A 24,947-nucleotide genomic window follows, 5' to 3' on the forward strand; every position below is an offset into this window, starting at 1 on the left:
CGTGTCAACTGCCATTACCCTCGGACTTCTTATTGTCGCTTCGGCTCATTTCGACTACGCTCAATGACCGTCGCTCAGCGACCACTGCCAACTGCCAACTGCCCACTGCCAACTGCCAACTGACTTCGGACTTCGGACTTCCGACTCCCGATAGATTTCTCACTTCGTTTCGAAATGACAAAGAACCCTATTCATCCTAATTCGTGTAATTTGTGTCAATTGCCCACTGCCGACTGCCCACTGACTTCTGAATCCAAAAAAATTCCTCGACTGCCCCTTCGACAAGCTCAGGATGACAGCTCGAAATGACATCTTAACCCGAAACCTGAAACCCGAAACCTTAACTCTAAACTCCCGATTCCCGACTCCCAAAATCCCATTTCTAACCCTCAAAATCAACTCCCCCAAAAAAAATCCGTCAGATCAAACAGGGCATCCGTCAGATCAGAAGGGGCATCCGTCAGATCGTACCCATTTGTGAACCCAAAATACCGCATATTGCTCCTTATTTCTATAAAATTGAAAAATATGATACACAAAAAATTGTTATGGTCACTTTTGGCCATTATCGTAATGTGGTCCTGTAGTAAGGAAGATACTCCAGCACCCACCAACACCGCACCGGTAATCGAGGCACAGAGCTTTACCGTAGGGGAGAATATCTCCGACACCGCTGCCATTGGCACTGTAACAGCCACCGACAAAGATGGAGATGCCCTTAAATTCTCTATCCAGACCAATTCCGATGAGCTTTTTGAGATCACCGAAGCTGGTGTATTGAGCTTGGCCACGGGCAAGGCATTGAGCTTTGCCACCAAAGCGAGCCATACGTTGACCGTAGCGGTGAGCGATGGTACGGCAACCGCTACCGGAACCGTGACCGTAAATGTGACCGAAGGAGGGGGAGACCCCACCAATGAGGCCCCAACTGCCGAGGACCAAAATTTTGAGGCCGAAGAAGACATTGCCGATAACGTCATTATTGGCGAACTGGTAGCCTCCGACCCTGAGGGAGCTGCATTGACCTACGCCTTGGTGACTGATGAGAGCGAACTATTTGAAATCTCAGCATCGGGCGTACTTACTTTGGCAGAGGGAAAAAGCTTGGACTTTGAGACCACCACCGAGCACACCTTAACGGTTAGCGTAAGTGATGGTACCAACGAGCCTGTGGAGTTTACCGTGACCGTGACCGTGACCAACGTGGTCGAAGACCTATTTGAAGACCCGGCCTCTTTTATTATGACATTTGAGGTAGCCGCTGGACAGGAATTGACTATTGGAACCAATGCCAGCTACAATTACGACTATACCATAGATTGGGGTGATGGCACAGAGGAGAACCTGACCAGCCAAAACCCATCCCATGTATATACAGAGGCAAATACGTACCATGTGGCCATTAAAGGTGTTTTCCCTGCTTTGTATATGGGGGATTTAGTCAATGTAGATGATGAAAGTAGAAATGCTTTGGTAAATGTTATGCAATGGGGAGCTGGCACATGGCAAAGTATGATTGCGTCTTTTGCTGGATGTGAGAACTTAGAAGGATTTGTTGCAATAGATACGCCTAACCTTTCTCAAGTGACTAGTATGATGGCTATGTTTGCAGGTGCTTCTTCATTTAATGAAGACCTAAGTGGATGGGTTACTAGTAGTGTTACCAATATGGCAAATATGTTCGCTGGAGCCACAAATTTTAATGGGAATATTACCAACTGGGATGTAAGCAACGTAACTGATATCTCCGAAATGTTTAAAGGGGCAATCTCTTTCAATCAACCATTGAACTGGGAAACGGGAAGCGTGGAGTCAATGTTATCCTTGTTCAATGGTGCCACAGCGTTCAACCAAGATATTGGTAACTGGAATACTGAAAATGTAACAAATATGGGCGCAACTTTCGCTGAGGCGAGTTCCTTTAATCAAGATATTAGTGATTGGGACACCAGTAGCGTAACTAGTATGGCGGGTATGTTTAGAGAAGCTACCTCTTTTAATCAACCCTTGGCCCAAAAAACTGGAGGGTGGAATACCAGTAATGTGGTAGTTATGGGTTCCATGTTCCGAGGGGCTACTTCCTTCAACCAAGATATTGGGAGCTGGAATACTAGTAATGTGGAACTTATGGGTTCTATGTTTCAAGACGCTACCTCCTTTAATCAAGATATTGGTAATTGGAACACCAGTAAAGTAACCAAGATGAATAATATGTTTTTGAATGCAACTGCCTTTAATAAGAACTTAGGAGCATGGAACATCGTTAACGTCGACACTATGTTAGGCATGCTTGACAATTGCGGGATGACAACATCCAGTTATAGCAATACGCTAATAGGTTGGGGAAGCAAAGGAAGTGTATTTATTCCCGATGGAATAACGCTTAGCGCAGCTGGTTTAGCTTATTGCAATAATCAAGAAACTACTTTTAGAAGAAATACAGTCTTGATTGAAAGCAATGGTTGGACCATAACCGGAGATACTCCCGTCTTTTGTCCATAACCACTGAATTAACGGTTTAACTTATCTATTAAATAGTAAAGTATTGCCACCGGCGGCCTTCGGGTTTCCGGTGGTTTTCTTTGTGCTGAACTCGCCTGCCTGCGGCAAAGGCAGGTTTCAGTATTATTCCGTGCGGTTGCAGAGCGAAGTCGAAGCACGACACGGAATCTCATCCTTCTTGATTCTTCAGCTTCTTTCCGTACTCCTACCAGTTGGCGGGAGTACGGAATCTTTTTTGTATTCCGTGCTTGACACGTAATCCATTTTTGTGGGATGCTGAAACCAGTTCAGCATGACGTTCGCTTCGATGCTACAGCGCGGCAGATAAACCCAACATAACAATAAGAAGTCATTTCGACATGAGGAACGAAGCGACGATTGAGAAATCCAATGGGGAAACTCAAGTTCAAGTTTCAAGTTCAAAGTTTAAGGTTTAGGGTTAAAGGTTCAATGGTTTAGGGCATAACTTCAAAAGGTCATTTCGACATGAGGAATGAAGTGACGATGGAGAAATCCAATGGGAAAACTCAAGTTCAAGGGGCAAGTTCAAGTTCCAAGTTCAAAGTTTAAGGTTTAGGGTTAAAGGTTCAATGGTTTAGGGCATAACTTCAAAAGGTCATTTCAAATGACAAAGGACCCTATTCGTGTTAATTCCCGATATTAGTTCAACTGCCCACTGCCGACTGCTGACTGCCCACTGCCTATTTCCCGTCAAACCAAGTCTATTTTCTATCGTCTTTCCTCTCCTGGGTCTTGGCTCTTGGTTCCTCACTGAACTAGGTTCTCGATACATTTTTTGCCTCTTTTTTTACAAAAATCGCCAAAAAACACTCGAACTGACAAAGAACCCTATTCGTGCTAATTAGTGAAATTAGTGTCAACTGTCCGCTGATTTCGGACTTCTGAATTCTTATTGTCGCTTCGGCTCATTTCGACTACGCTCAATGACCGTCGCTCAGCTACCGCTGCCGACTGCTGACTGACTTCCGACTTCCGACTCCGGATAGATTTCTCACTTCGTTTCGAAATGACATCTTAACTCCTGACTTCAGACTTCCGACTTTTGACTCCCACAGAGATTTCTCGACTGCCCCTTCGACTCATTTCGACTCCGCTCAATGACCATCGCTCGGGGTGACAGCTCGAAATGACAATGAACCCTATTCGTGCTCATTCGTGTAATTCGTGTCAACTGCCCACTGCCCACTAACTTCCGACTTCGGACTTCCGACTCCCAGCTTCAAAGAAACCTAAACCGAAATACTCACACCCTTCGCCAAGGCTTTTTTATCCGTATCAAAAAAGAAATCGATACGACCTACGTTGATGCCGTAGCACCCCACTTGGTTCACTAGCACTGAGTTCCCATTTTGGTTGATGCGCACATCGGGTTTATCCAAAAAAGTATGGGTGTGTCCGCCAATGATGAGGTCGGTATGGTAAGTCTGTTGTGCCAATTTAGTGTCGCAGGGCCTATTGGGTTCTTTGTAATCATAGCCCAAATGCGAAAGGCAAACGATCAAATCACATTGCTCTTCCTCTTTGAGTTGTCGCTCCATATCGAGGGCAATCGCATAGGGGTTGAGGTACTGGGTCTCTTTGTAGAGTTTTTTCGTCACTAGTCCGTCGAGTTCAATGCCAAGCCCGTACACCCCAATTTTAATTCCATCGACCATATATATTTTGTATGGCTTTACGTAGCCATCCATCACGGTATTGGAAAAATCGTAGTTGGCAGAGAGCAGTTCAAAAGAGGCGTGTGGCATTTGCGCCAAGAGTCCATCGATACCGTTGTCAAAGTCGTGGTTGCCAATGGTAGCGGCGTCGTATTTTAGTTTGCTCATCAAGGTAAATTCCAACTCCCCGCCATAAAAATTGAAATAAGGCGTACCCTGAAAAATATCCCCAGCATCAAAAAGTAGTGTGTTCGGGTTTTCGTTGCGAATTTGCTCCACCAAAGTAGCCCTTCGGGCAACCCCGCCCATATTGGGGTGTCGCGAATGCGTAGCCGGAAAGGCGTCGATATGGCTGTGCACATCGTTCGTATGCAGAATGGTGATTTGCTTTCTTCCCAAAGAGGAGCAAGAGTTCAAGCCAAGTCCGCCCAAGCCGATGAGGGCAGAAGCTGCGGAGGTATGAGTGATAAAATCCCTTCTTTTCATGCTACTTCAGTTGTTTAATTCGGTCATCGGCCACGGCTTCCAAGGTATCCACTTTCTTAAAGTAGTCGATAATGGCGTTGCGCAGCAAATAATCGGTCTGGGTTCTGGATTCAAATTCATTGAAAAAACCAACGCTAGGCCCTCCATTGATCAAGTAATCGGTAGAGGCCACGTAGTAATTCCGTCCTTCGTCAAAAGGTTGTCCGCCAATGTTCACGGATTCCAAAGAGCCATCGGCATTGGTTACAATTTCAATCCCCGCCACAGGATGTCGCCGGGAAGCCTTCGCCACAAAGTTGATAAGTTCCCGTGTCGCCGACCCGTTGAGCTCAACCACATCAATATAATTTTCAAAGGGCATCACTTCGTAGGCGTTTCGGGCGGACACATTTCCTTCGGAAATAATGGAACGAACCCCGCCTGCGTTCAGGACCACAAAGTCCAAGGTTTGCCCGGACCGTGCATTGAAAATGGGCGCAGCTTGTTCCAAAACAATGTCTGCCATGAGGTTGCCCATGGAAGAGGTGCGCTCTCCATCGTTGAGCAACAACGGTTTTGGGGCATAGGCCAAGGTGCTGTCCAAAACCTGGTCAATTCGATTTTTGTAGGGTGCGATGTAGCTGGCAATGGAATCGGTAATGGCAAGGGTAGTGACGATTGGGATTTGCTTGCCTTGAATTTCGGAAAGGGTGCCTGTTTCGTGCTTGCAGGCCATCAAAAAACAAAAAGTTAGGAATATAACAAATTGTTTTAATTTAAAATTACTCACGTGCGTATCTTTGTATAAGTTGTCTTGGTAGATTAATTACTTTTGTAAAAAGTGTCAAAAATATGTTTTTGAAAGGACTCCAAGACAAATTTAAGGTTAAATCGGGGCTAAAATATTTAAAGGAGGAAATGGAAAAACCTCCACAGTCCGTAACCAGGGAGAAAGGGATTACCAGTGTTGGCTGTATCGTGGATGTTGATAATTTCCCCAAAGCCGAGACCTTTTACGAACTGATTGACGAGTTTAAATTGAGGCCCAATGCCATAAAGATTATTGGATATAAGCGGGAATACGACAAAAACTCCCCTTACGCCATTCAAATGTACTCGGACAAGGACCTCGGTTGGAAAGGTGAAATAGCCAACGGTTATGTTCTTGAGTTTTTGGGGAGGGAATACGATATGTTGATCAATTATTACGAAGCAGATAATTTGATGATGAAGCTATTATCGGTAAAAACCCCCGCCCGTTTGAAGGTTGGACTGGGTGCCCAAGACCCCAAGGTGAACGACTTGATCTTAAATACCCCCTTGAACGATTTTAAACTCTTTAAGGGAGAGCTGAAAAAATATTTAAAGATCTTAAACGAAATTTGAGTTGATGGAACAATTGATCGGAACTGGAGTAGCTTTGGTAACTCCTTTTAAAGCTGATTTATCGGTTGATGTGCAGGCATTGGAACGTGTAGTGGAGCACAATATTCAAGGGGGAGTGGATTATTTGGTGGTGCTGGGCACCACGGCAGAATCCGCAACTCTCTCCCAAGCGGAAAAACAATTGGTGGTAGACGTGGTCGTGAGGACGAATGCGGGCAGACTACCCTTGGTGCTCGGCGTTGGTGGCAATAACACCATGGCCGTGGCCCACGAACTAAAAACCCTGGACCTTTCCGATTTCGACGCCATTCTTTCCGTTTCGCCCTATTATAACAAACCAACGCAGGAAGGTATTTACCAGCATTTTAAGGTGGTGGCGGAAGCTTCGCCACTTCCCATTATCCTGTACAATGTTCCTTCCCGCACAGGCAGCAATATGTTGCCCGAAACCACATTGCGACTGGCCTACGAGTTTTCAAAAATTGTAGGGATCAAGGAAGCTTGCGGGGATATGGTACAAATAGACAATATCATCAAAAACAAACCAGAGGAATTTATGGTCATTTCCGGGGATGATGCCACGGCATTGCCTACCGTATTGGCCGGTGGGGCAGGGGTAATTTCCGTTTTGGGACAGGGATTGCCTGGACTCTTTTCCGATATGATCCGATTGGGATTGGAAGGTCAGGTGAAAGAAGCCTACGCCATTCACCACAAACTTTCCTCTTTGATGCAACTCATTTTTGAAGAGGGCAACCCAGCGGGAATCAAAAGTATTTTTGAAAGTTTGGGTGTGTCCACAGCCGCAGTTCGCTTGCCTTTAGTGGAAGCTAGCCCTACCTTAAAGGAAAAAATCAGTGTTTGGTTGAAGTCCTTGGACAAGGCTCAAGTGTAAAATTCGTTAAATCTTGCCCAAATTCTTGGGGATTGGCCCTTGTACCCGTTACATTTGAGTGGTGAAAATTCTTTTTTTATATCCATTCAATATCACTAATTTTGCAAAATGTTTTTGAAAATGAGGTCCATACTCCTAGTCTGTTGTGCGTTAGCGCTGTTCATTTCCTGTAGCGAGTACCAAAAGGTGCTGAAGGAGACCGACGTAAAGGCCAAATATGATATGGCCGAGAAGTTGTACAACGAAGGGGATTACAAACGAGCGGTTCGACTCTTTGAGCAAATAGCGCCCAGCTATGTAGGAAAGCCCCAAGGAGAACGGGTGATGTTCTTTTTCGCGGACAGTTATTTCAAAAATGGAGATTACTATTTGTCGGGCTACCAGTTCGAGCGATTTGTAAAATCCTATCCAAGGAGCGATAAAATTCAGGAAGCCAGTTTTTTGGGTGCCAAAAGCTATTATCATCTTTCACCTAGATATTCGTTGGACCAAACGGAAACCGACAAGGCTCTGTTAAAGCTTCAGACCTTTATCAACAACTATTCAGAATCCGAATATTTTGAAGAGGCCAATGCAATGGCGCGGGAGCTTACCACGAAAAAGGAAAAGAAAGAAATTGAAATTGCAAAGCAATTCAACAAATTGGGAGAGTTCAATCTGCCCGTTTTGATTTCGGCCATTACGGCCTTCGATAATTTCATTACCGATAACCCTGGTTCGGTGTATAGGGAAGAAGCCCTTTACTACCGAATCGAAGCCACCACACGATTGGCGGTCAACAGTACAGAAGACAAGAAAAAAGAGCGATTGGAAGAAGCTCTTGACTCGTATAACAATTTATTGCGTTATTTCCCTGAGACGAGGTTCAAGCAAGAAGCAGACAAACTTGCCGAGACCATTCAGCAGGAATTGAGCGCATACACAACTTCCTTATCCAAATAAAAAAGTTTTTAAACCACTGCACATGCAAGATTTGAAAAACACCAAGGCGCCGGTATCCACAGTTACGCTCAACAGAAACGAGTTTGACGAAAAGACCGGAAACATTTATGAAGCCATTTCCATAGCGGCCAAGAGAGCTATCCAAATCAACTCCGAGATCAAAAAGGAGTTGTTGGAAAAGTTGGAAGAGTTCGCTACCTATAGCGATAGCTTGGAAGAGGTTTTTGAGAACAAGGAGCAAATCGAAGTATCCAAGTTCTACGAAAAGCTACCAAAACCACATGCCCTTGCGGTACAGGAGTGGTTGGAAGATAAAATCTACCACAGGAATACAGAGAAAGACTCCTAGGAAATGCTTAGCGGTAAAAACATCCTTTTGGGAATTTCCGGGGGAATTGCCGCGTACAAGACCACATTTCTGGTAAGGTTACTGATTAAAGCTGGTGCACAGGTCAAAGTTGTAATGACCCAGAGCGCCAGCTCTTTTGTTTCTCCACTTACCCTTTCTACCCTCTCCAAAAATCCAGTGTTGATGGATTTTGTGAACGAAGAGGATGGAAGCCTATCTTGGAACAATCATGTGGAATTGGGACTTTGGGCAGACTTGATGCTGATTGCCCCGGCAACCGCGAATACCTTGTCCAAAATGGCCAACGGAACCTGCGACAATTTGCTGTTGGCCACGTATTTGTCCGCCAAATGTCCCGTATTTGTGGCTCCTGCCATGGATTTGGATATGTACAAGCATCCGTCCACCAAAGCGTCTTTGGAAAAGCTGGAATCCTTCGGAAACCGAATAATTCCCGCCGAATCTGGCGAATTGGCCAGTGGACTTCAAGGAGAAGGGCGTATGGCAGAACCAGAAAACATCATTCAATATATTGTATCGGATTTGGCGAAAGGCTTGCCGTTAACGGGCAAAAAGGTACTCATTACCGCTGGCCCAACCTATGAAGCCATTGATCCCGTCCGTTTTCTTGGCAATAAATCAACCGGTACCATGGGCTTTGAACTGGCCAAACACGCCGCCAATTTAGGGGCAAAAGTAGTATTGGTCTCTGGCCCAACACACTTGAACGTGGACCATACTCTCATAGAATTGGTTCGAGTTACCTCGGCCCAAGAAATGAATGATGCCTGCCACAAACACTATGCTGATACGGATGTGACCATTTGTGCCGCTGCCGTAGCCGATTACCGACCAGCCACTGTTGCCACCGAAAAAATCAAAAAGAAGGAAGGTGAGATGTCCATCCAACTGGAACGCACCCCCGATATCCTGAAATCTTTGGGAGCGGCAAAAAAGGACCAATTTTTGGTCGGCTTTGCTCTGGAAACAGAAAACGAGCTTGAGAATGCGAAAGGCAAGCTCCAACGCAAGCACTTGGATGGCATTGTGCTCAATTCTTTAAAGGATGATGGGGCCGGATTTGGTGGAACCACGAATAAAATCACTTTTATAGACAAGAATTTGGAGATAAAAACGTTTGATTTGAAAACGAAGTCCGAAGTAGCCTCGGACATTTGGGAAGAAATCATCTCCAGGATCCATGCGTAGCATACTTTTTTTCATTGCCCTCCTTTTTACAGCCCTTGCCGGTAGTGCACAGGAATTGAACTGTCAGGTTACCGTGAACTCCGATCAGGTAGGGCAGACCAATCAACAAATTTTCAGGACATTGGAGCGTTCGCTCAATGATTTTGTGAACAAAACCAAATGGACCAATCGTGTTTACAAGGAAAATGAAAGGGTAAATGCCCGTATGTTCATAACGGTGACCCAATACGAGTCAGATCGGTTTGAAGCGAACATCCAAATCCAGTCCACGCGCCCGGTTTTTGGTACAAGCTACGAAAGCCCGGTGTTCAATTACAAGGACAACGCCTTCAACTTCCAATATCAGGAATTTGAACCATTGGTATACAATCCCAATTCGTTCGATTCCAATTTGGTCGGTGTCATATCCTATTATGTGTATATGATCTTGGGACTGGACGCCGATACCTTTTCTTTGGAGGGCGGAAATGATTACTACCGATTGGCACAGAACATCGTTACGCAGGCCCAAAGCTCCAGTTTTGGTGGTTGGAGCCAAGAGACCGGCGACCGAAGCCGCTTTGAGTTGGTGGACAACCTGCTCAACAACGCGTTCCGGGAGTATCGTATTGCCATGTACAATTACCACAGAAAAGGACTTGATATTCTCGCGGATAACAATAGTACCGGAAAACAAATTATCGCCGGAAGCCTTCGTTTATTCGAGCCCCTTATCAGCAGACGGCCCAATGCCTTTTTGATACAGACTTTTTTCGACGCCAAATCAGAGGAAATCCAGAACATTTTTTCCGATGGTCCCAAGGTGGACATTGTGAAACTCAAAGAAACCTTGAACAAAGTGGCCCCATTCTATTCCGGCACCTGGAATGAAATAAATTACTAGTGCAGTTCTCCAAAGAGGTTTATCTTTACGGGTAAAATCTACGGTATTGCTAGTAAATCTATCCATTCAAAACTATGCATTGATTGATGACGTCCGTGTGGCATTCCCCAAAGGTTTTACGACCATTACAGGGGAAACCGGTGCGGGAAAATCCATTCTATTGGGAGGACTTTCCTTGGTGCTGGGCAAGCGGGCCGACCTGTCTTCCCTAAAAAATACGGAGCAGAAATGTGTCATAGAGGCAGAGTTCGAGGTGTCCAATTACCAACTCCAATCCTTTTTTAAAGTGAACGATTTGGATTATGAGGACCTCACCATTCTCCGAAGAGAAATCCTGCCCAGTGGTAAATCAAGGGCATTTGTGAACGATTCCCCTGTGACCTTGGATGTGATGCGTGCCTTGGGCGATCAGTTGGTAGATGTGCACTCCCAGCATCAAACGATGCAGTTAACCGACAATGATTTCCAGATGAAGGTACTGGATGCTTTGGCGGAGAACTCCGAAAATCTTTCCGGATACGCACAGGAGCTTCAAAAATTGAGAAATGCATCCAAGGAACTTCAAAAATTGGAGGAATTTCAGGCTAATGCGGATAAAGAACACGATTACAACAGTTTTTTGCTGGAAGAACTCGAAGCCGCAAAGCTCAAAGAGGGGATGCAGGAGGCCTTGGAAGAGGAATATGAGCAATTGAGCAACGTGGAGCAGATTATGGAAAACTTGTCTGCAGGGCATCAATTGTTGAACGATGAACAATTGGGTATCGTGGGCAGGCTAACAGAACTTAAGCGGGCCTTCCAAAACCTTAGTGATTTTGGATCCGACTACAAATCCTTGAATGACAGGATTCAATCTGTGTTGATAGAAACGGATGATATTGCCTCTGAATTGGAGCGTTTAAAGGATGGGGTAGAAGCCAACCCAGAACGGTTGGAGGTGGTAAACGGGCAATTACAACAGTTGTACGACCTTCAGAAAAAACACCATACCGACTCTGTGCCCGAGTTGATTGCCATACGGGAAGAATTGGCCCAAAAGGTGGATGCAGTGGCCAATATTGAGTCCAAAATCAAGGCCAAAAGGGACGAAGTGGCTTCTATCACGAAGACAGTGGATGCATGGGCCAAAAAAATAAGCGAAGGCAGAAAATCGGTCATTCCTAAATTGAAAGAACGGTTACAAACCAACTTGGTTTCTTTAGGGATGCCTTCAGCGACCTTCAAAATTGAACTGAATCCGTCCAGCACCTTTAAACCTAATGGGAAGGATGATTTGGTATTTCTGTTCTCCGCAAACAAAGGGTCCAACTACGGCGAACTCAAGAAAGTGGCATCCGGAGGGGAGCTTTCCCGTATCATGTTGACCATCAAGTCTATTTTGGCACAGTATGAAAATCTTCCTACCATGATGTTTGACGAAATTGACACCGGAGTTTCAGGGGAGATTTCCAACCGAATGGGGGAAATCATGCAGCAGATGAGCAGCACCATGCAAGTGTTTTCAATAACGCATTTGCCACAAGTGGCCTCCAAAGGACAGCATCAGTTTAAAGTGTACAAGGAAGAAGCACAAGGGGGCACAAGCACCCATATCAAACAGTTGACCCGAGACGAAAGAATAAGGGAACTGGCGGAGATGTTGGGCGGAAAGAGCTTGTCGGAATCCGCTTTGGCACACGCCAAGGAGCTGTTGCAATAAAACGCGGAGGTGCTTCCCAAACTTCAATTAGTTTAAATATCTTTGCCTTACAATCAACAATTGCAAGAAATTATGGCATACAATCTTTTAAAAGGTAAAAAAGGAATCATTTTTGGCGCGTTGGACCCGAACTCCATCGCTTGGAAAACCGCAGAACGCGTTCATGAGGAGGGAGGCACCTTTGTGCTTACCAATGCCCCCATCGCCATGCGTATGGGAAAAATCAATGAACTGGCGGAAAAGACCGGCTCAGAAATCATTCCTGCAGATGCCACTAGCGAAGAGGATTTGAAGAACTTAGTGGAGAAGTCCATGGAAATTTTGGGCGGAAAGCTGGATTTTGTGCTTCACTCCATTGGAATGTCCGTAAATGTGAGGAAAGGAAGGGCCTACACGGATGAAAACTATGATTTTACGGCCAAGGGATGGGATGTATCCGCGCTTTCCTTTCACAAGGTAATGCAGTCCCTGTACAAAGCCGAGGCCATGAACGAGTGGGGGAGTATTGTTGCCTTGACCTATATGGCGGCACAACGAACCTTTCCCGATTACAATGATATGGCCGATAATAAAGCCTATTTGGAGTCCGTAGCCAGAAGTTTTGGTTACTTCTTCGGAAAAGAGCATAAGGTTAGGGTAAACACCATTTCCCAATCACCAACACCGACCACAGCAGGTCAAGGCGTGAAAGGTTTTGACGGCTTCATCAACTATGCGGAAAAAATGTCACCTCTGGGCAATGCTACCGCGGATGACTGTGCCAATTACACTGTTTCACTTTTTTCCGATTTGACCAAAAAGGTGACTATGCAGAACCTTTTTCATGATGGTGGTTTCTCCAATACGGGTGTGAGCCAAGAAATTATCGATGAATTTTCGGAATAAACCGTAAAAAATAGAAGGGATAGAGCCGTTTAAAATGCGGTAATATTTTGACATTGTCAGGTTGAGCGCAGTCGAAACCCATTGATTATCATACCTTAAGTTCTCGACTGCGCTCGAACTGACTTAAAAACAGCTTTTTAGAAAGCCTCTTTCTATTTCAAATGAACATTCTTTTCTCCATAGTAGTTCCTGTATTCAATAGGCCCGAGGAAGTTCGTGAACTCTTGGAAAGTCTTCAAAAACAAGATTTTCAGGACGATTTTGAAATCGTCATCGTGGAGGATGGGTCCACAGAGCGTTCGGAGGCCGTGGTTGAACAATTTCGTGAACAACTTCAGATTTCCTACTATTTCAAGGAGAATTCAGGGCCGGGCGATTCCCGAAATTTTGGGATGCAGAAGGCCAAGGGAAATTATTTCATCATTTTGGACTCCGATTGTATGCTCCCGCAACAATATTTATCCGAAGTGGAAAGGGAACTCAAAGCGGAATTCGTCCATTGCTTTGGTGGCCCCGATGCTGCCGACACCTCATTTACCATTGTTCAAAAGGCCATCAATTATGTGATGACCTCTTTTTTGACTACGGGAGGTATTCGCGGAGGGAAAAAGGCGGTGGGCAAATTTCAGCCCCGTAGTTTCAACATGGGTATTTCCAAGATTGCCTTTAAGAAGACAGGTGGTTTTGGTCGAATTCATCCCGGGGAAGACCCAGATTTGACCTTCCGGATTTGGAAAGCTGGATTTCAAACCAGATTGTTCCCAAAGGCTTTTGTCTACCACAAAAGAAGGATTGATTGGCATAAATTTTACATACAGGTAAACAAGTTTGGTATGGTACGCCCCATCCTGAACAAATGGCATCCGGGAACGGCAAAACCTACCTATTGGTTTCCCACCTTGTTTATGTTGGGTTTCTGTGTTGCCATTTTGGCGGCTTTTTTAGGACTTTGGTTGCCTCTATTTCTCTACGCCTCATATTTTTTGGTATTGTTCTTGGACGCTTGGGTCAAGACAAGGAGCGTAAGTGTGGCCCTTTTGTCGCTTTATGCCGTAGGTGTCCAATTTGTAGGTTACGGAATTGGTTTTATCAAGTCCACAATGTTGCTTAACTTTAGTAATAAGGATCCAGAGGAACTGTTTCCCAAACTATTTTTCAAGAAAAAGTAAAAGTGTTCAACAAGGTATTGCATGGCCTCAATCAAAAGAAGGTGAAAGTTTTTTCACTGTTCCTGTTATGCTCTTTTTTGGCGTGGTTTATCAGCAATCTATCCGAAACCTACGAATCAAGGTCTTATTTTGTGCTTAATTATCGGAATTTGCCTGATTCCCTTTTGCTGGGCGACCAGTCCAATGTACAAATTGAGGCCAAACTCCGAACCAGTGGTTTTCAGTTTTTATACTACAAAATCTTTAAGGGCCGCATGGATATCGACGTTTCCCAAGTAGCTTATCAAAATGGGAAATATGTGCTTGGCCAAGAGGCATTGCGACGGCAGATGGATCAGCAATTATCTCAAAACGTTTCACTATTGGAACTGGATCGGCAGGTTTTGGAGGTCGACCTTTATCAGGTGGAAACCAAAAAAATACCCGTTCGACCCAAAATGAGCCTTCAGTTGGAGCAGAATTTTATTTTGGAGGGAAAAGTAGAGGTAAGCCCTGATTCCATTGAGGTGAAGGGTCCAAAAAACGAAATCGATACCATCGAATCCATTGCAACCGCACCTTTGCAACTTACCAACGTTAAAAGTGATTTTTCAAAAGAGATCAATTTGATTTTCCCAAAAGGCTTGGGCAATAGTATATTTTCAACAAGCCGAGCCACGGTCACAGGAAAGGTGTCCAAGTTTTCCGAAAGGGTGTTCGAGGTTCCCATACAAGTGATGAATATCCCGGAGGGTTATCAGATCAGGACATTTCCAGATTCGGTGACCTTGCTATGCAAAGCGTCCATTGAACGGTTAAAAGAGCTATCGGCCACCGATTTTGAGGTAGTGGCAGATTATGGGCAATTGATGGGGTCGGAAAGTAGGACCCTGTTTTTGGAACTGACCCAAAGCCCACAAAAGGTATATGATGTGAAGTTGGAAGAGAATGCGGTTAACTTTGTACTCGAACAACAATGATGATCGTAGGACTTACAGGCGGAATTGGAAGTGGTAAAAGTACCGTGGCCCAAATGTTCAGGGACCTGGGTGTCCCTGTCTACGATTCCGATAAGGAGGCCAAGCAACTCATGGTTAGCTCCGAAACGGTAAAAAACGCCATTATAGATCTATTTGGAAAAGAGGCCTATACAGACGATGGCTTAAACCGTTCGTTTATAGCGAATACCGTGTTCAAAAACCGTGAGTTATTGGAAAAGTTGAACGGAATAGTGCATCCGGCAGTGAGAAAGCATTTTTTGGATTGGACCCATAACCAAGAATCACCGTACGTTATTCAGGAAACCGCCCTAATTTTTGAAAATGGGGCAGCGGAAAAGTACGACTATACGATTTTGATCACGGCTCCCGAAGAAACCCGTGTTCAACGCGTAGTGCAGCGAGATGAGGTGGCCAGGGAATCAGTAGCCGACAGGATGAAACACCAATGGGAGGATGACGACAAAGCTAAGCTGGCAGATTTTACTATTGAAAATCTCGACCTAGAAAAAACCAAAGAAAAGGTTAACGAACTACACCTCAAACTTTTAGGGCTAGCATCCAAATTTTAACATTTATGTTAAGTTTTGGTTAAACGCCCAAAGTGCTAAATGTTAAATTTTTAATTTTACGCCAATGAACAAGAAGCTATTTGTTCTTCTGGTTGTTCTTATGAGTTTATCCCTATTGGGAATCATCTTTGTGCAAGTTTATTGGATCAAAACCTCCATAAACGACAAGGAAGAACAATTTTCGAGAACGGTTACGGACATTCTGGACAAGGTGGCGAGTAGGGTGGAGAAGCGCGAGATGAAGGAATACTCTGACCGTTTGGCCTCCTTGGCGGACAGCATTGGTGAGCCCAAAAGCACACAGTACAAGAACTTTTTGTTCGTAGATCGGGATTTGAACTCCGATGAAATTCTTTTTTATTCCCATGGAATTCTGGAAGAAGATTACAATATAACCTCTGCGTTCTTTGATATTGATACCAATGGAAGTGAAGATACCACGACCATCAAGAATTTCACCAGTAAGCGTACAAAGGCCATTTTTAAGGAAGAGTACGGTTTGGATGGCAGGACCTATAGTCTTACCCCAATCCAACGAGCGGAAAAAATCGGGGGACTTAGCAGTATTGACAAAGCGGCTTGGGAAGATGTATTTATGGAAGCGGCCAAAACACGTCCCATCCACAAACGGGTTTCCAAACAAGAACTGGAACTCCTGTTGAGCCAAGAACTGAGCAATCGAAATATAAATATCGATTATGAGTACGGGGTATACAGTCAAGGATATCCCACTAAAATAAGGTCCAGAAAATTTAAGTTTTCCGGTTCCAAAATGTACAAGGCTCCCATTTTTAAGGACAGCGAAGGGGTTTCCAATTTTTCACTGTTGCTCACTTTTCCGAGCATGAAGCGTTTCATCTTTGGCTCCATAATGAAAATGGCATTGTTGTCTCTGGTATTCACCTTGGTGATTGTTCTGGCGTATTCGAGTGCCATTTACCAGTTGATCAAGCAAAAGCGGATTTCCGAAATCAAATCGGATTTCATCAACAATATGACCCACGAGTTCAAAACGCCCATTGCAACCATTAATTTGGCCGTTGAGGCGATACGGAACCCAAAGTCGATTGAGGACAAAGAAAAAGTATTGCGTTATCTAGGCATGATTCGTGATGAAAATAAACGGATGCATGCTCAAGTGGAGAACGTATTGAGAATATCCAAACTGGAAAAAAACCAGTTGGACATTACCAAGGACAGGGTGAACATGCACGATATCATTACCGATGCCATCGCCCACGTAGAATTGATCGTGCAGGACCGAGGGGGCTACGTAAACGCGCATTTGGATGCCGAGCGCTCCGAGGTGTTGGCCAACGATATGCACATGACCAATGTGGTGGTCAACATTCTGGACAATGCGGTGAAGTATTCGCCAGAGACCCCTAAAATCGATGTGTTCACCGAAGTGGTGAAAAACAGCATCATTATAAAAGTGCAAGATCAAGGGGCGGGCATGAGCAAGGCGGTATTGAAAAAAGTATTTGAAAAGTTTTACCGGGAACATACCGGCGACATACATAACGTTAAGGGTCACGGATTAGGGTTGGCCTACGTAAAACGAATTATAGACGATCATCAAGGAGAGGTTTATGCGGAAAGTGAAAAAGGAAAAGGAAGCACCTTCTTTATAAAACTCCCATTAATTTAAAAAACGAACTATGGACACAGAAAAAAAGAAGATACTACTGGTAGAGGACGACCCCAATTTTGGAATTGTCCTAAAGGATTATTTGACCATGAACGACTTTGAGGTGGTTTTGGCCAAAAATGGAATGGAAGGATTTGAAAAGTTTAAAAAAGATAACTACGATGTCTGTATCTTGGATGTCATGATGCCCTATAAAGATGGATTTACCTTGGCTAGGGAAATCCGCGAAAAGAACGAGAACGTACCCATTATCTTCTTGACCGCAAAAACGATGAAAGAGGATGTTCTGAAGGGTTATAAGGCAGGAGCTGATGATTATTTGAACAAACCATTTGATTCCGAGGTGCTGTTAATGAAGTTGAAAGCGATTCTTCAACGGAAAGCATCCAGTTCCTTGGCCGATAGCAAGCAATTTGAATTTGAAATCGGAAACTTCCACCTCAATTCAAAGCTTCGTTTCTTGAAATATAAAGAGGAAGAACCCATTAAATTGTCGCCCAAAGAAAATGAACTGTTGCGTTTGTTGGCTTTACATGAAAACGATTTGATGCCACGTGAACTGGCATTGACCAAGATCTGGAGGGACGATAACTACTTTACCTCCCGAAGTATGGATGTGTACATCGCCAAATTGAGAAAGTACCTGAAAAAGGACGATTTGGTAGAAATCCTGAACATTCACGGTGAAGGATTCCGATTGGTCGTGAAGGCTGAGAATGAGCAATAATCAGAAGATTATAAGATAGACAAGCCACCCTCGGGTGGCTTTTTTTATGCAAAAATATAGACCAAGGAAACGGTAAGCATACCAACAAAGGCCAAAATAGTTGTCATTACCGTCCAAGATCGGAAGGTTTGTTTTTCGGTAATGCCCAAATATTGTCCTACCAGCCAAAAACCACTGTCATTCACATGGGAAAAAATACTTGCTCCCGAAGCAATGGCAATCACCATACACGCCAGTTGCATGGGATTCAGTTCGGCATTGGCCAAAAGTGGCGAAACCAAACCGGCAGCTGTAATCATGGCTACGGTAGACGAACCTTGAACGATTCGCACAATGGCGGCACTGATAAAAGCAAAGGCCAAAACGGGTATTCCAGCATTGCTAAGCGAATTGGCCAGAAGCTCACCAGCTCCCGTATCGGTAAGTACCTGCTTGAAAACACCTCCTGCTCCAGTTAGCAGGATAATGGTACCTGCGGGTGCTAACGATTTGGTGGATATTTTGAGGAGTTGGTCCTTGGTGAACCCCTTTTTTAATCCAAAAAAGTACCAAGCCAGCAAATTGGCAATGATCAAAGCAGAGAATGGATGCCCCACCAAGGCGATTAGTTGTAGTACGGTTGTACTCGTAATTCCGAATGTACCCGCAGTCACCATCGTATTCAACAGAATCAAAATTATGGGTAGGCCAATGATCATTAGGGTTTGACCAATGGGAGGGAGTTTTGGTGTGGTACCATCTTCTATTTCCTCGGGCGCAGCCACAAATATTTTTTTTGAGATGTGACGTCCAAACCAAAGCCCTGCAATCAAGGCGGTGGGGATTCCGGCGATGAATCCCATGAGGATGACCCATCCCAAATCTACATCGATGATGTCGGCCACGGCGATAGGCCCTGGCGTTGGTGGAATAAAAGCATGGGTTATAGCTAGTCCCGCCAATAACGGAATGGCATAAAGAAGCAAAGATTTTCCAGTTCGTCTTTGTAGCGCATACATCATGGGCACTAAAATGATAAAGGCTACATCAAAAAAAACGGGAATGGCAATCAAAAAACCGGAGACTACCATAGCGGCAGGAGCTTTTTTCAGTCCAAACTTGGAAACCATAAAATCAGCGATGGCTTTTGCTCCGCCTGATGCTTCCAAGATTCCCCCAAATATGGCACCCAACCCCACGACGGTGGCCACAAAACCCAAGGTGCCGCCCATACCTTTTTGTATGGTGGATATAATTTGATTTGCATCGAGTCCTGCAATAAGCCCTACAACGATACTGCCGATAAGCAGTGCAACAAAGGCATGGATGCGAAGCTTTAATATCAAAAACAATAGGATGGCAATGCCGATGACTACGGCCAAAAAAAGCTGAACTTCCATGAGTTAAAGTTGTTTGATGATTTTTTTAACGATGTTCGCTGGGGTTTCTTCAATGGAAACGGTAATGGCCTTGGATGGAGGCTCCAAGGTATCGAACTGGGATTTGAGCAGCGCGGAGGACATAAAATGACCTTTTCTGGAGTCCAATCGGGATTTGATCAAGTCAAACGAACCTTTTAAATACACAAATACCATACGATTGCCCATGCCTGCCCGCAATAGGCTTCGGTAATTTTTTTTGAGCGCGGAACAGGCTATAACGGCGCCTTGCTCCCGGTGCTCCAAAGCAAGTCTGTTGAGTTGTACAAGCCACCCTTTACGGTCTGTATCGTTTAGGGGCTGTCCCGAGCTCATTTTCTTGATGTTTTCCTCGGGATGAAAATCATCACCATCGTAAAAGGGAACGGATAGTTTCTTCGAGAGCAGTTGTCCTATTTTGGTTTTTCCGGAACCACTGACTCCCATCACCACTATCACAGTCTTACCGTTAGGCATAGAGGTTGGTTTTTAGTCGGTCTGTGATTATCTGCAGCACCTTCTCAGTTTCTCCGTTGTAGGGTATCCACAGTATATCCTTGTTTTTTCGCAACCATGTTAGCTGCCGCTTTGCAAATCTTCTAGTGTTTTTTTTGATTTCCGAAACGGCAAATTCCAATGTGCAATGCCCGTCAAGATATTCAAAAAGTTCTTTGTAACCAACTGTTTGCAGGGCATTGAGTGTTTTGTGCTGATGAAGTCGTTCTGCTTCCTCCAGCAGCCCTGCTTGCATCATTAGGTCCACCCGTTGGTTGATCCGCTCATAAATGACCTCTCGTGGGGCCTCCAGACCAACATAAAGGGTTTTAAAGGGACGTTTTGGTTTGGGGCGATTCAAAAATGAAGAAAAAGGTTGGCCCGAGGCTCTGCACACCTCCAAGGCACGTATCAGCCGGTGCGGATTCTCTAAGTCAACAATTTTATAATACGTTGGGTCCTTCAGTTTCAATTCTTCTTGAAGACTGCTGAGGCCATTTTTTTCCAGTTTTTGGTTCAATGCTGTACGAATATCAGGATCCACTTCGGGAAACTCATCCAGCCCGTGGACCACGGCATCCACATATAGTCCGCTTCCACCAACTATGACCACAGTATCTTTTTGTTGGAACAGTCCATCCAAAACAGTCATGGCTTCTTTTTCAAAATCCCCTACGGAATAGGGCTCAAAAATACTTTTATGCTGAATGAAATGGTGTGGCACCTGTGCCAGCTCTTCTTCTGACGGAACCGCGGTACCGATTTCCATTTCCTTAAAAAACTGTCGAGAGTCGGCTGAAAGGATTTCGGTATCAAAATGTTTGGCCAATTGAATGCCCAAAGCGGTCTTTCCGATGGCCGTAGGGCCTACCACTGCCAGTAGCACTTTTTTTTTCATAACGGATGACCACAATTATAGCAGTGGGTAGCATCGTCTCTATGCCCTTCTGCGGAACAGCTAGGGCAGGCTTGGGTGTTCACATGTACCATAAAACCCTTATCGCCACTTTCTTTCCCGTTTTTTTGGTTACGGGTGAATTCTGCGGTAACAATGCCAGTGGGTACCGCAATAATCCCATAACCCAAAATCATGATTACGGTCGCCAAAAACTGCCCCAGATTGGATTGGGGTGCAATATCCCCATAACCTACGGTGGTCAGTGTTACAATGGTCCAATAAATACTTTTCGGTATGCTGGTAAAACCAGAATCGTCACCTTCTACAATGTACATTAAAGTTCCCATGATCACCGATAGAATCAAGACCACATAGATAAATACCGCTATCTTGGCTCGGCTTGCTTTTAGGGCGGACTGTAATTGGGAAGCTTCGCCCATAAACTTGACGAGCTTCAATATCCTGAAAATACGGAGCAAACGGAAAGCCCTTACTGCCAATAGCACTTGGGATCCTGCCAAAATGTAGGAAAGATAAAGTGGTATGGTCGACAGGAAGTCAATGATACCGTAAAAACTAAAGACGTATTTTAAAGGTTTCTTGATGCTGATGAGTCGTGCAATGTACTCAATGGTAAAAAAGATGGTCACCACCCATTCCAAGGTCAATAGTGTATGGTGGTAGCGCGCATCAAAATCGTCTATGCTTTCCAGCATCACCAAAATTACACTGATGATGATCAAGATGAAGAGAAGAATGTCAAACAGCTTGCCCGACGGAGTGTCCGCTTCATAAATAACTTCATGAAGTTTACTCTTCCATTTGGCCTGTGGTTTGTAATCTTTCAATGATCAGCGGGTTAGGGGAATGGTCTTTAATCGGTTGTTCTTTCTCAAATAGGCCTCAACGATAAAAGTGGTATTCTCATCACTCTTCATTGGGGTCATTATCGATTCTAAGATATGAATATTATTGATTTGATGATTGAGGTCCACAAATCCAAACCCCTGAAGTCGGCCATTTTTGATGAGAATAAAACTGCGTTCCCCGGTTTGCCTACCACGGTCGGTCAATGCGATGTCCTTATTTTGGATGCTATATTTCTCAAAGGCGGCACGGACTTTTTCATTACAATTCTCGGCAATGCCCTTGTTTTGTTCGGACATACAAACTTCCCGCCCCAAAGAAGATGGGCATAGTTCAAATTCCTCGTTAATTTTGTTCAAAAAGCTTTTCGCGGCCTCCGTACCGTTGAAAGCCATTTTTTTGTGTTCCAAGGTCCTATCTTTTTCCACGTCCAGCACAATATGTTCTGTTCCAATAAGACTAAAATCTATGGTATGGGTAAACAGCTTTTTCTTGGAAACATGATTGTAGCGAGGTCTGTTCTTCTTTTGTTCCAAATAGGCCTTTAAAATGGCAATCAATTCGCTGCCTGTGGTTTCGTAGGTCACTTTTTTGGTTTCCTTTTGAAGCTTTCGGGCAATTTTGCCCACATTCGTAAAATGTTGGTTTACCCGCTTCTTAATATCCTTGGTTTTCCCCAAAAAGATGATCTCCCCGTCCTTATCGTGCATATAATAAACACCGGTTTCAGAGGGCAGGTTGAACACCATGTCCAATTGGTTGGGTGAAAGCTCCCCGTGGGTCTCTTCGCGGATGACCTCGGTAATGATTTTTTTATCGGAATCCTTGTCGAGCAATAGCTTAAAGAGTTTCAGGGTCGCCAAAGCATCACCGTTGGCGCGGTGCCTATCGCTCATCGGTATCCCTAGGGAACGCGCCAATTTGCCCAAGCTATGGGATTCCGCTTCGGGTATAAGCTGTTTGGAAAGGTCTACCGTACAGAGCGTCTTACGCTGAAAATCGTACCCCAATCGCCTAAATTCGGTGCGGAGTATGCGATAATCAAACTGTGCGTTGTGGGCGACCAAAACGGTTCCTTCGGTAATCTCCACAATACGTTTGGCCACTTCGTGGAATTTGGGAGCGGAACGCAACATTTTATTGTTGATACCCGTCAATTTGGCCACAAAGGGCTGTATTTCCCGTTCCGGATTGATCAAACAGATGAATTTGTCCACCACCTGATGCCCATCGAACCTGTGGATGGCTATCTCGGTGATACCTTCCTCATTGTATTTCCCTCCCGTGCTTTCAATGTCGAGTATGGCGTACATGAAAAAAATGCTGCTTATGTGTAGTTTCTTGCCCCAAATATACTGCTTCCTATCCGCACCATGGTACTTCCTTCCTCAATGGCGACCGTGTAATCCCCACTCATGCCCATGGAAAGGATGTTGATGTCTGTCAATTTGGCCTTAAGATGATCGTACAGGGATTTGAGTTGGGCGAACTCCCTGCGCACTTGGTCCATATCCTCAGTAAAGGTCGCCATACCCATCAAACCAACGATTTTGATGTGCTCCATGGCTTTAAACTCGTCAGAGTCAACAAGCTCATTTAACTCCTTTTCATCCAGGCCAAATTTGGTATCCTCTTCGGCGATGTGAATTTGCAGCAAGCAGGGGATGACTCGATCGTGTTTTTTGGCTTGTTTGTTGATTTCCTTCAACAGACGGGGACTGTCCACACCATGAATCAAGGAAACGAACTCTGCCATATATTTGACTTTGTTGCGCTGTACGTGACCGATCATGTGCCATTCGATGTCCTTGGGCAAGTCTTCCCATTTTTGGACCATCTCCTGTACTTTATTTTCACCGAATATGCGTTGTCCCGCTTCGTACGCTTCCAAGATATCCTCGTTGGGCTTGGTTTTGGAAACGGCGACTAAGGTCACACCTTCCAGGATTTCGGATTTTATTTTTGTAAGGTTATCTTTTACAGACATAGTTTAATCATTGTCAATCCGCAACTAATGCGGAATCTTTAACATTTATGGATTTCCCGTTCGCAGGAATAGCAATTTTACAATTCGTAAATGGCCAGGCCGCTACGGAGCTTAGGCTCAATATACGTGCTTTTTGGTGGCATTACCAAACCAGCATCGGCAATGGCCTTAATTTCCTGCACGGTCGTGGGAACCAAGCTAAATCCAACGGCATAGCTGCCCGAATCCACCGAATCCTTCATTTGGATAAGATTGTTTTTACCGTAACCGTAGCAAATCCGCTTGTCGTTCCTTAGATCAGTAATGCCCAAAATAGGTTCCAAAATTGTTTGGTAGAGGATTTGGGTGTCCAAACGGCTCAGTGCATCGGTAAACTCATGGTTTGTTTGCCTGAAATGAAGCGTGTAAAACTCTCCTTCCAAATACATGCTGAATTCATGTTTTTTAGATGGTTTGCACAGTCCATTCTCCCGTTTCTCTATGCGAAAATGCTCATCCAACTGAATTAAAAACTCCTTTTTGGAGTATCCGTTCAAATCCTTTACCATACGATTGAATTCCGAAATTCGCATCTGTGATTCGGGAATCAGGTAGGCCATAAAATAGTTATAGGATTCCTCTCCTGTATGATTGGGGTTTTCCGATTTCTTCAGGTCCGCCAGCAAGCTGGATGATGCGCTTCTGTGGTGCCCATCGGCAATATAAAGTGCATCGAGGTCTCCAAAGGCCTTTTCCAGTTTTTCAATCCCTTCGGGATACGAGATTTTCCATAGTTTATGGTTCACCCTGTCCGTGGTGGTGAAATCGTACTCTGGCTTTCGTTCTATTTTGCGTTGAAAAATCTCATCTACGGTCTCATTGTCCTCATAGGTCATCAAAACAGGTTCCGCGTTAAAGCCTACGGTATGCAAATAATCGGCAAAGAGCTCCTCCCGGTCCTGTAGGGTGTCCTCGTGCTTTTTAATCACATTGTTACGATAATCCTCTACGCTACAGGCACAAAAGAAACCAAGACTTTTAAAATCGTTCTTTGTGATTTGGTACAGGTAAAAGCTGGGCTCTTCATCTTTTTGGAAGATGTCTTCCTCCAAAAACTCCAAATACCGATTGTGTACTAAGCCAAACCGTTCTTTGCCCCTAATGTTCTTCTCAAACTTGAATCCTGGGTTGATAATGTGCAAAAACGAGAACGGGTTGTACTGCAATATCGCTTTTAGTTCCTCCTTGGAATATTCCTCGTAGGAGCGCGATGCCACAAAAAAAGCTTTGTCCTTTGTAGGGCGTATGGCCTTAAAAGGTTTTACAATGGCCATACA

The 24,947-nt window shown here is 44.6% G+C and carries 24 protein-coding genes; 14 read left to right on the forward strand and 10 right to left on the reverse strand.

The window, feature by feature from the left end; translation table 11 throughout:
- Positions 1–4: 4 nt before the first annotated feature.
- Positions 5–163: a hypothetical protein gene (locus RBB12_RS07085; RefSeq protein WP_306013103.1), complete on the reverse strand. Its 159-nt coding sequence runs from the start codon at positions 161–163 to the stop codon at positions 5–7.
- A gap of 365 nt (positions 164–528) precedes the next feature.
- Between RBB12_RS07085 and RBB12_RS07090 the strand changes: the two genes are divergently transcribed.
- Positions 529–2,502: a BspA family leucine-rich repeat surface protein gene (locus RBB12_RS07090; RefSeq protein ID WP_306013102.1), complete on the forward strand. Its 1,974-nt coding sequence runs from the start codon at positions 529–531 to the stop codon at positions 2,500–2,502.
- Positions 2,503–3,752: 1,250 nt separating this feature from the next.
- Here RBB12_RS07090 and RBB12_RS07095 read toward each other — a convergent pair.
- Together RBB12_RS07095 and RBB12_RS07100 are read right to left on the reverse strand one after the other, a co-directional pair.
- Complete coding sequence (locus RBB12_RS07095) at positions 3,753–4,664, reverse strand: metallophosphatase (RefSeq protein WP_306013101.1); 912 nt, start codon at positions 4,662–4,664, stop codon at positions 3,753–3,755.
- A 1-nt stretch (position 4,665) separates the two neighbouring features.
- Positions 4,666–5,379, reverse strand: a complete 714-nt coding sequence (locus RBB12_RS07100; RefSeq protein ID WP_306013100.1) for a 5'-nucleotidase C-terminal domain-containing protein — start codon at positions 5,377–5,379, stop codon at positions 4,666–4,668.
- Positions 5,380–5,495: 116 nt separating this feature from the next.
- Between RBB12_RS07100 and RBB12_RS07105 the strand changes: the two genes are divergently transcribed.
- The 13 genes from RBB12_RS07105 (at position 5,496) to RBB12_RS07165 (ending at position 17,987) form a co-directional block, all read left to right on the forward strand.
- Positions 5,496–6,029, forward strand: coding sequence for a DUF6913 domain-containing protein (locus RBB12_RS07105; RefSeq protein ID WP_179383920.1), 534 nt, complete (start codon positions 5,496–5,498; stop codon positions 6,027–6,029).
- A 4-nt stretch (positions 6,030–6,033) separates the two neighbouring features.
- Complete coding sequence (gene dapA, locus RBB12_RS07110) at positions 6,034–6,924, forward strand: 4-hydroxy-tetrahydrodipicolinate synthase (protein ID WP_306013099.1); 891 nt, start codon at positions 6,034–6,036, stop codon at positions 6,922–6,924.
- Positions 6,925–7,032: 108 nt separating this feature from the next.
- Positions 7,033–7,866 carry an outer membrane protein assembly factor BamD gene (locus RBB12_RS07115; RefSeq protein WP_306013098.1) on the forward strand — a complete coding sequence of 278 codons (834 nt, stop codon included), beginning with the start codon at positions 7,033–7,035 and terminating at the stop codon, positions 7,864–7,866.
- Between the two features lie 22 nt (positions 7,867–7,888).
- A complete protein-coding gene (locus RBB12_RS07120; RefSeq protein WP_179383917.1) occupies positions 7,889–8,215 on the forward strand; it encodes a DNA-directed RNA polymerase subunit omega in 327 nt (108 codons plus the stop codon).
- Positions 8,216–8,218: 3 nt separating this feature from the next.
- On the forward strand, positions 8,219–9,424 hold the full coding sequence (gene coaBC / locus RBB12_RS07125; RefSeq protein ID WP_306013097.1) for a bifunctional phosphopantothenoylcysteine decarboxylase/phosphopantothenate--cysteine ligase CoaBC: 1,206 nt from the start codon (positions 8,219–8,221) through the stop codon (positions 9,422–9,424).
- The gene (locus RBB12_RS07130) at positions 9,417–10,307 is read left to right on the forward strand and encodes a DUF4835 family protein (protein ID WP_306013096.1); all 891 of its coding nucleotides are present in this window, start codon (positions 9,417–9,419) and stop codon (positions 10,305–10,307) included. The genes coaBC and RBB12_RS07130 overlap by 8 nt, the downstream gene beginning before the upstream one ends.
- A 46-nt stretch (positions 10,308–10,353) precedes the next feature.
- Positions 10,354–12,006, forward strand: coding sequence for a DNA repair protein RecN (gene recN / locus RBB12_RS07135; protein WP_306013095.1), 1,653 nt, complete (start codon positions 10,354–10,356; stop codon positions 12,004–12,006).
- A gap of 72 nt (positions 12,007–12,078) precedes the next feature.
- Positions 12,079–12,891 (forward strand): enoyl-ACP reductase, encoded by an 813-nt coding sequence (locus tag RBB12_RS07140; protein WP_293282367.1) that lies wholly within the window; start codon positions 12,079–12,081, stop codon positions 12,889–12,891.
- A gap of 161 nt (positions 12,892–13,052) precedes the next feature.
- A complete protein-coding gene (locus RBB12_RS07145) occupies positions 13,053–14,060 on the forward strand; it encodes a glycosyltransferase (protein WP_306013094.1) in 1,008 nt (335 codons plus the stop codon).
- Positions 14,061–14,101: 41 nt separating this feature from the next.
- Positions 14,102–15,019, forward strand: coding sequence for a YbbR-like domain-containing protein (locus tag RBB12_RS07150; protein ID WP_306013093.1), 918 nt, complete (start codon positions 14,102–14,104; stop codon positions 15,017–15,019).
- Positions 15,016–15,609 (forward strand): dephospho-CoA kinase, encoded by a 594-nt coding sequence (coaE, locus tag RBB12_RS07155; protein ID WP_306013092.1) that lies wholly within the window; start codon positions 15,016–15,018, stop codon positions 15,607–15,609. The genes RBB12_RS07150 and coaE overlap by 4 nt, the downstream gene beginning before the upstream one ends.
- Before the next feature lie 64 nt (positions 15,610–15,673).
- Positions 15,674–17,260 (forward strand): sensor histidine kinase, encoded by a 1,587-nt coding sequence (locus RBB12_RS07160; RefSeq protein WP_179383909.1) that lies wholly within the window; start codon positions 15,674–15,676, stop codon positions 17,258–17,260.
- Positions 17,261–17,270: 10 nt separating this feature from the next.
- Positions 17,271–17,987, forward strand: a complete 717-nt coding sequence (locus RBB12_RS07165; RefSeq protein ID WP_179383908.1) for a response regulator transcription factor — start codon at positions 17,271–17,273, stop codon at positions 17,985–17,987.
- Between the two features lie 44 nt (positions 17,988–18,031).
- On the opposite strand, the gene RBB12_RS07170 is transcribed toward RBB12_RS07165, so the two are convergent.
- From RBB12_RS07170 to RBB12_RS07200, 7 genes are all read right to left on the reverse strand, one after another.
- A complete protein-coding gene (locus RBB12_RS07170) occupies positions 18,032–19,366 on the reverse strand; it encodes a GntP family permease (RefSeq protein WP_306013091.1) in 1,335 nt (444 codons plus the stop codon).
- Positions 19,367–19,369: 3 nt separating this feature from the next.
- The gene (locus RBB12_RS07175; RefSeq protein WP_306013090.1) at positions 19,370–19,861 is read right to left on the reverse strand and encodes a gluconokinase; all 492 of its coding nucleotides are present in this window, start codon (positions 19,859–19,861) and stop codon (positions 19,370–19,372) included.
- Positions 19,854–20,777, reverse strand: a complete 924-nt coding sequence (gene miaA / locus RBB12_RS07180) for a tRNA (adenosine(37)-N6)-dimethylallyltransferase MiaA (protein ID WP_306013089.1) — start codon at positions 20,775–20,777, stop codon at positions 19,854–19,856. Before miaA ends, RBB12_RS07175 begins: the two co-directional genes overlap by 8 nt.
- Positions 20,774–21,625, reverse strand: a complete 852-nt coding sequence (locus RBB12_RS07185) for an ion transporter (protein WP_306013088.1) — start codon at positions 21,623–21,625, stop codon at positions 20,774–20,776. The genes miaA and RBB12_RS07185 overlap by 4 nt, the downstream gene beginning before the upstream one ends.
- A 3-nt stretch (positions 21,626–21,628) precedes the next feature.
- The gene (locus RBB12_RS07190; protein ID WP_306013087.1) at positions 21,629–22,957 is read right to left on the reverse strand and encodes an exonuclease domain-containing protein; all 1,329 of its coding nucleotides are present in this window, start codon (positions 22,955–22,957) and stop codon (positions 21,629–21,631) included.
- A 14-nt stretch (positions 22,958–22,971) separates the two neighbouring features.
- Positions 22,972–23,631, reverse strand: a complete 660-nt coding sequence (locus RBB12_RS07195; RefSeq protein ID WP_306013086.1) for a YggS family pyridoxal phosphate-dependent enzyme — start codon at positions 23,629–23,631, stop codon at positions 22,972–22,974.
- Positions 23,632–23,708: 77 nt separating this feature from the next.
- On the reverse strand, positions 23,709–24,944 hold the full coding sequence (locus tag RBB12_RS07200; protein ID WP_306013085.1) for a DUF1015 domain-containing protein: 1,236 nt from the start codon (positions 24,942–24,944) through the stop codon (positions 23,709–23,711).
- Between the last annotated feature and the right edge of the window lie 3 nt (positions 24,945–24,947).

The organism is Allomuricauda sp. MMSF_3307 (genome assembly GCF_030733585.1).
In the GTDB taxonomy this organism is placed as follows: domain Bacteria; phylum Bacteroidota; class Bacteroidia; order Flavobacteriales; family Flavobacteriaceae; genus Flagellimonas.

What these genes read in the sequence shown, in the direction of transcription:
- RBB12_RS07090 (WP_306013102.1), top strand. Translation starts at nt 529, where the DNA reads ATGATACACAAAAAATTGTTATGGTCACTTTTGGCCATTATCGTAATG.
- RBB12_RS07095 (WP_306013101.1), bottom strand. Translation starts at nt 4,664, where the DNA reads ATGAAAAGAAGGGATTTTATCACTCATACCTCCGCAGCTTCTGCCCTC.
- RBB12_RS07100 (WP_306013100.1), bottom strand. Translation starts at nt 5,379, where the DNA reads ATGGCCTGCAAGCACGAAACAGGCACCCTTTCCGAAATTCAAGGCAAG.
- RBB12_RS07105 (WP_179383920.1), top strand. Translation starts at nt 5,496, where the DNA reads ATGTTTTTGAAAGGACTCCAAGACAAATTTAAGGTTAAATCGGGGCTA.
- dapA (WP_306013099.1), top strand. Translation starts at nt 6,034, where the DNA reads ATGGAACAATTGATCGGAACTGGAGTAGCTTTGGTAACTCCTTTTAAA.
- RBB12_RS07115 (WP_306013098.1), top strand. Translation starts at nt 7,033, where the DNA reads ATGTTTTTGAAAATGAGGTCCATACTCCTAGTCTGTTGTGCGTTAGCG.
- RBB12_RS07120 (WP_179383917.1), top strand. Translation starts at nt 7,889, where the DNA reads ATGCAAGATTTGAAAAACACCAAGGCGCCGGTATCCACAGTTACGCTC.
- coaBC (WP_306013097.1), top strand. Translation starts at nt 8,219, where the DNA reads ATGCTTAGCGGTAAAAACATCCTTTTGGGAATTTCCGGGGGAATTGCC.
- RBB12_RS07130 (WP_306013096.1), top strand. Translation starts at nt 9,417, where the DNA reads ATGCGTAGCATACTTTTTTTCATTGCCCTCCTTTTTACAGCCCTTGCC.
- RBB12_RS07140 (WP_293282367.1), top strand. Translation starts at nt 12,079, where the DNA reads ATGGCATACAATCTTTTAAAAGGTAAAAAAGGAATCATTTTTGGCGCG.
- RBB12_RS07145 (WP_306013094.1), top strand. Translation starts at nt 13,053, where the DNA reads ATGAACATTCTTTTCTCCATAGTAGTTCCTGTATTCAATAGGCCCGAG.
- coaE (WP_306013092.1), top strand. Translation starts at nt 15,016, where the DNA reads ATGATGATCGTAGGACTTACAGGCGGAATTGGAAGTGGTAAAAGTACC.
- RBB12_RS07160 (WP_179383909.1), top strand. Translation starts at nt 15,674, where the DNA reads ATGAACAAGAAGCTATTTGTTCTTCTGGTTGTTCTTATGAGTTTATCC.
- RBB12_RS07165 (WP_179383908.1), top strand. Translation starts at nt 17,271, where the DNA reads ATGGACACAGAAAAAAAGAAGATACTACTGGTAGAGGACGACCCCAAT.
- RBB12_RS07170 (WP_306013091.1), bottom strand. Translation starts at nt 19,366, where the DNA reads ATGGAAGTTCAGCTTTTTTTGGCCGTAGTCATCGGCATTGCCATCCTA.
- RBB12_RS07175 (WP_306013090.1), bottom strand. Translation starts at nt 19,861, where the DNA reads ATGCCTAACGGTAAGACTGTGATAGTGGTGATGGGAGTCAGTGGTTCC.
- miaA (WP_306013089.1), bottom strand. Translation starts at nt 20,777, where the DNA reads ATGAAAAAAAAAGTGCTACTGGCAGTGGTAGGCCCTACGGCCATCGGA.
- RBB12_RS07190 (WP_306013087.1), bottom strand. Translation starts at nt 22,957, where the DNA reads ATGTACGCCATACTCGACATTGAAAGCACGGGAGGGAAATACAATGAG.
- RBB12_RS07195 (WP_306013086.1), bottom strand. Translation starts at nt 23,631, where the DNA reads ATGTCTGTAAAAGATAACCTTACAAAAATAAAATCCGAAATCCTGGAA.
- RBB12_RS07200 (WP_306013085.1), bottom strand. Translation starts at nt 24,944, where the DNA reads ATGGCCATTGTAAAACCTTTTAAGGCCATACGCCCTACAAAGGACAAA.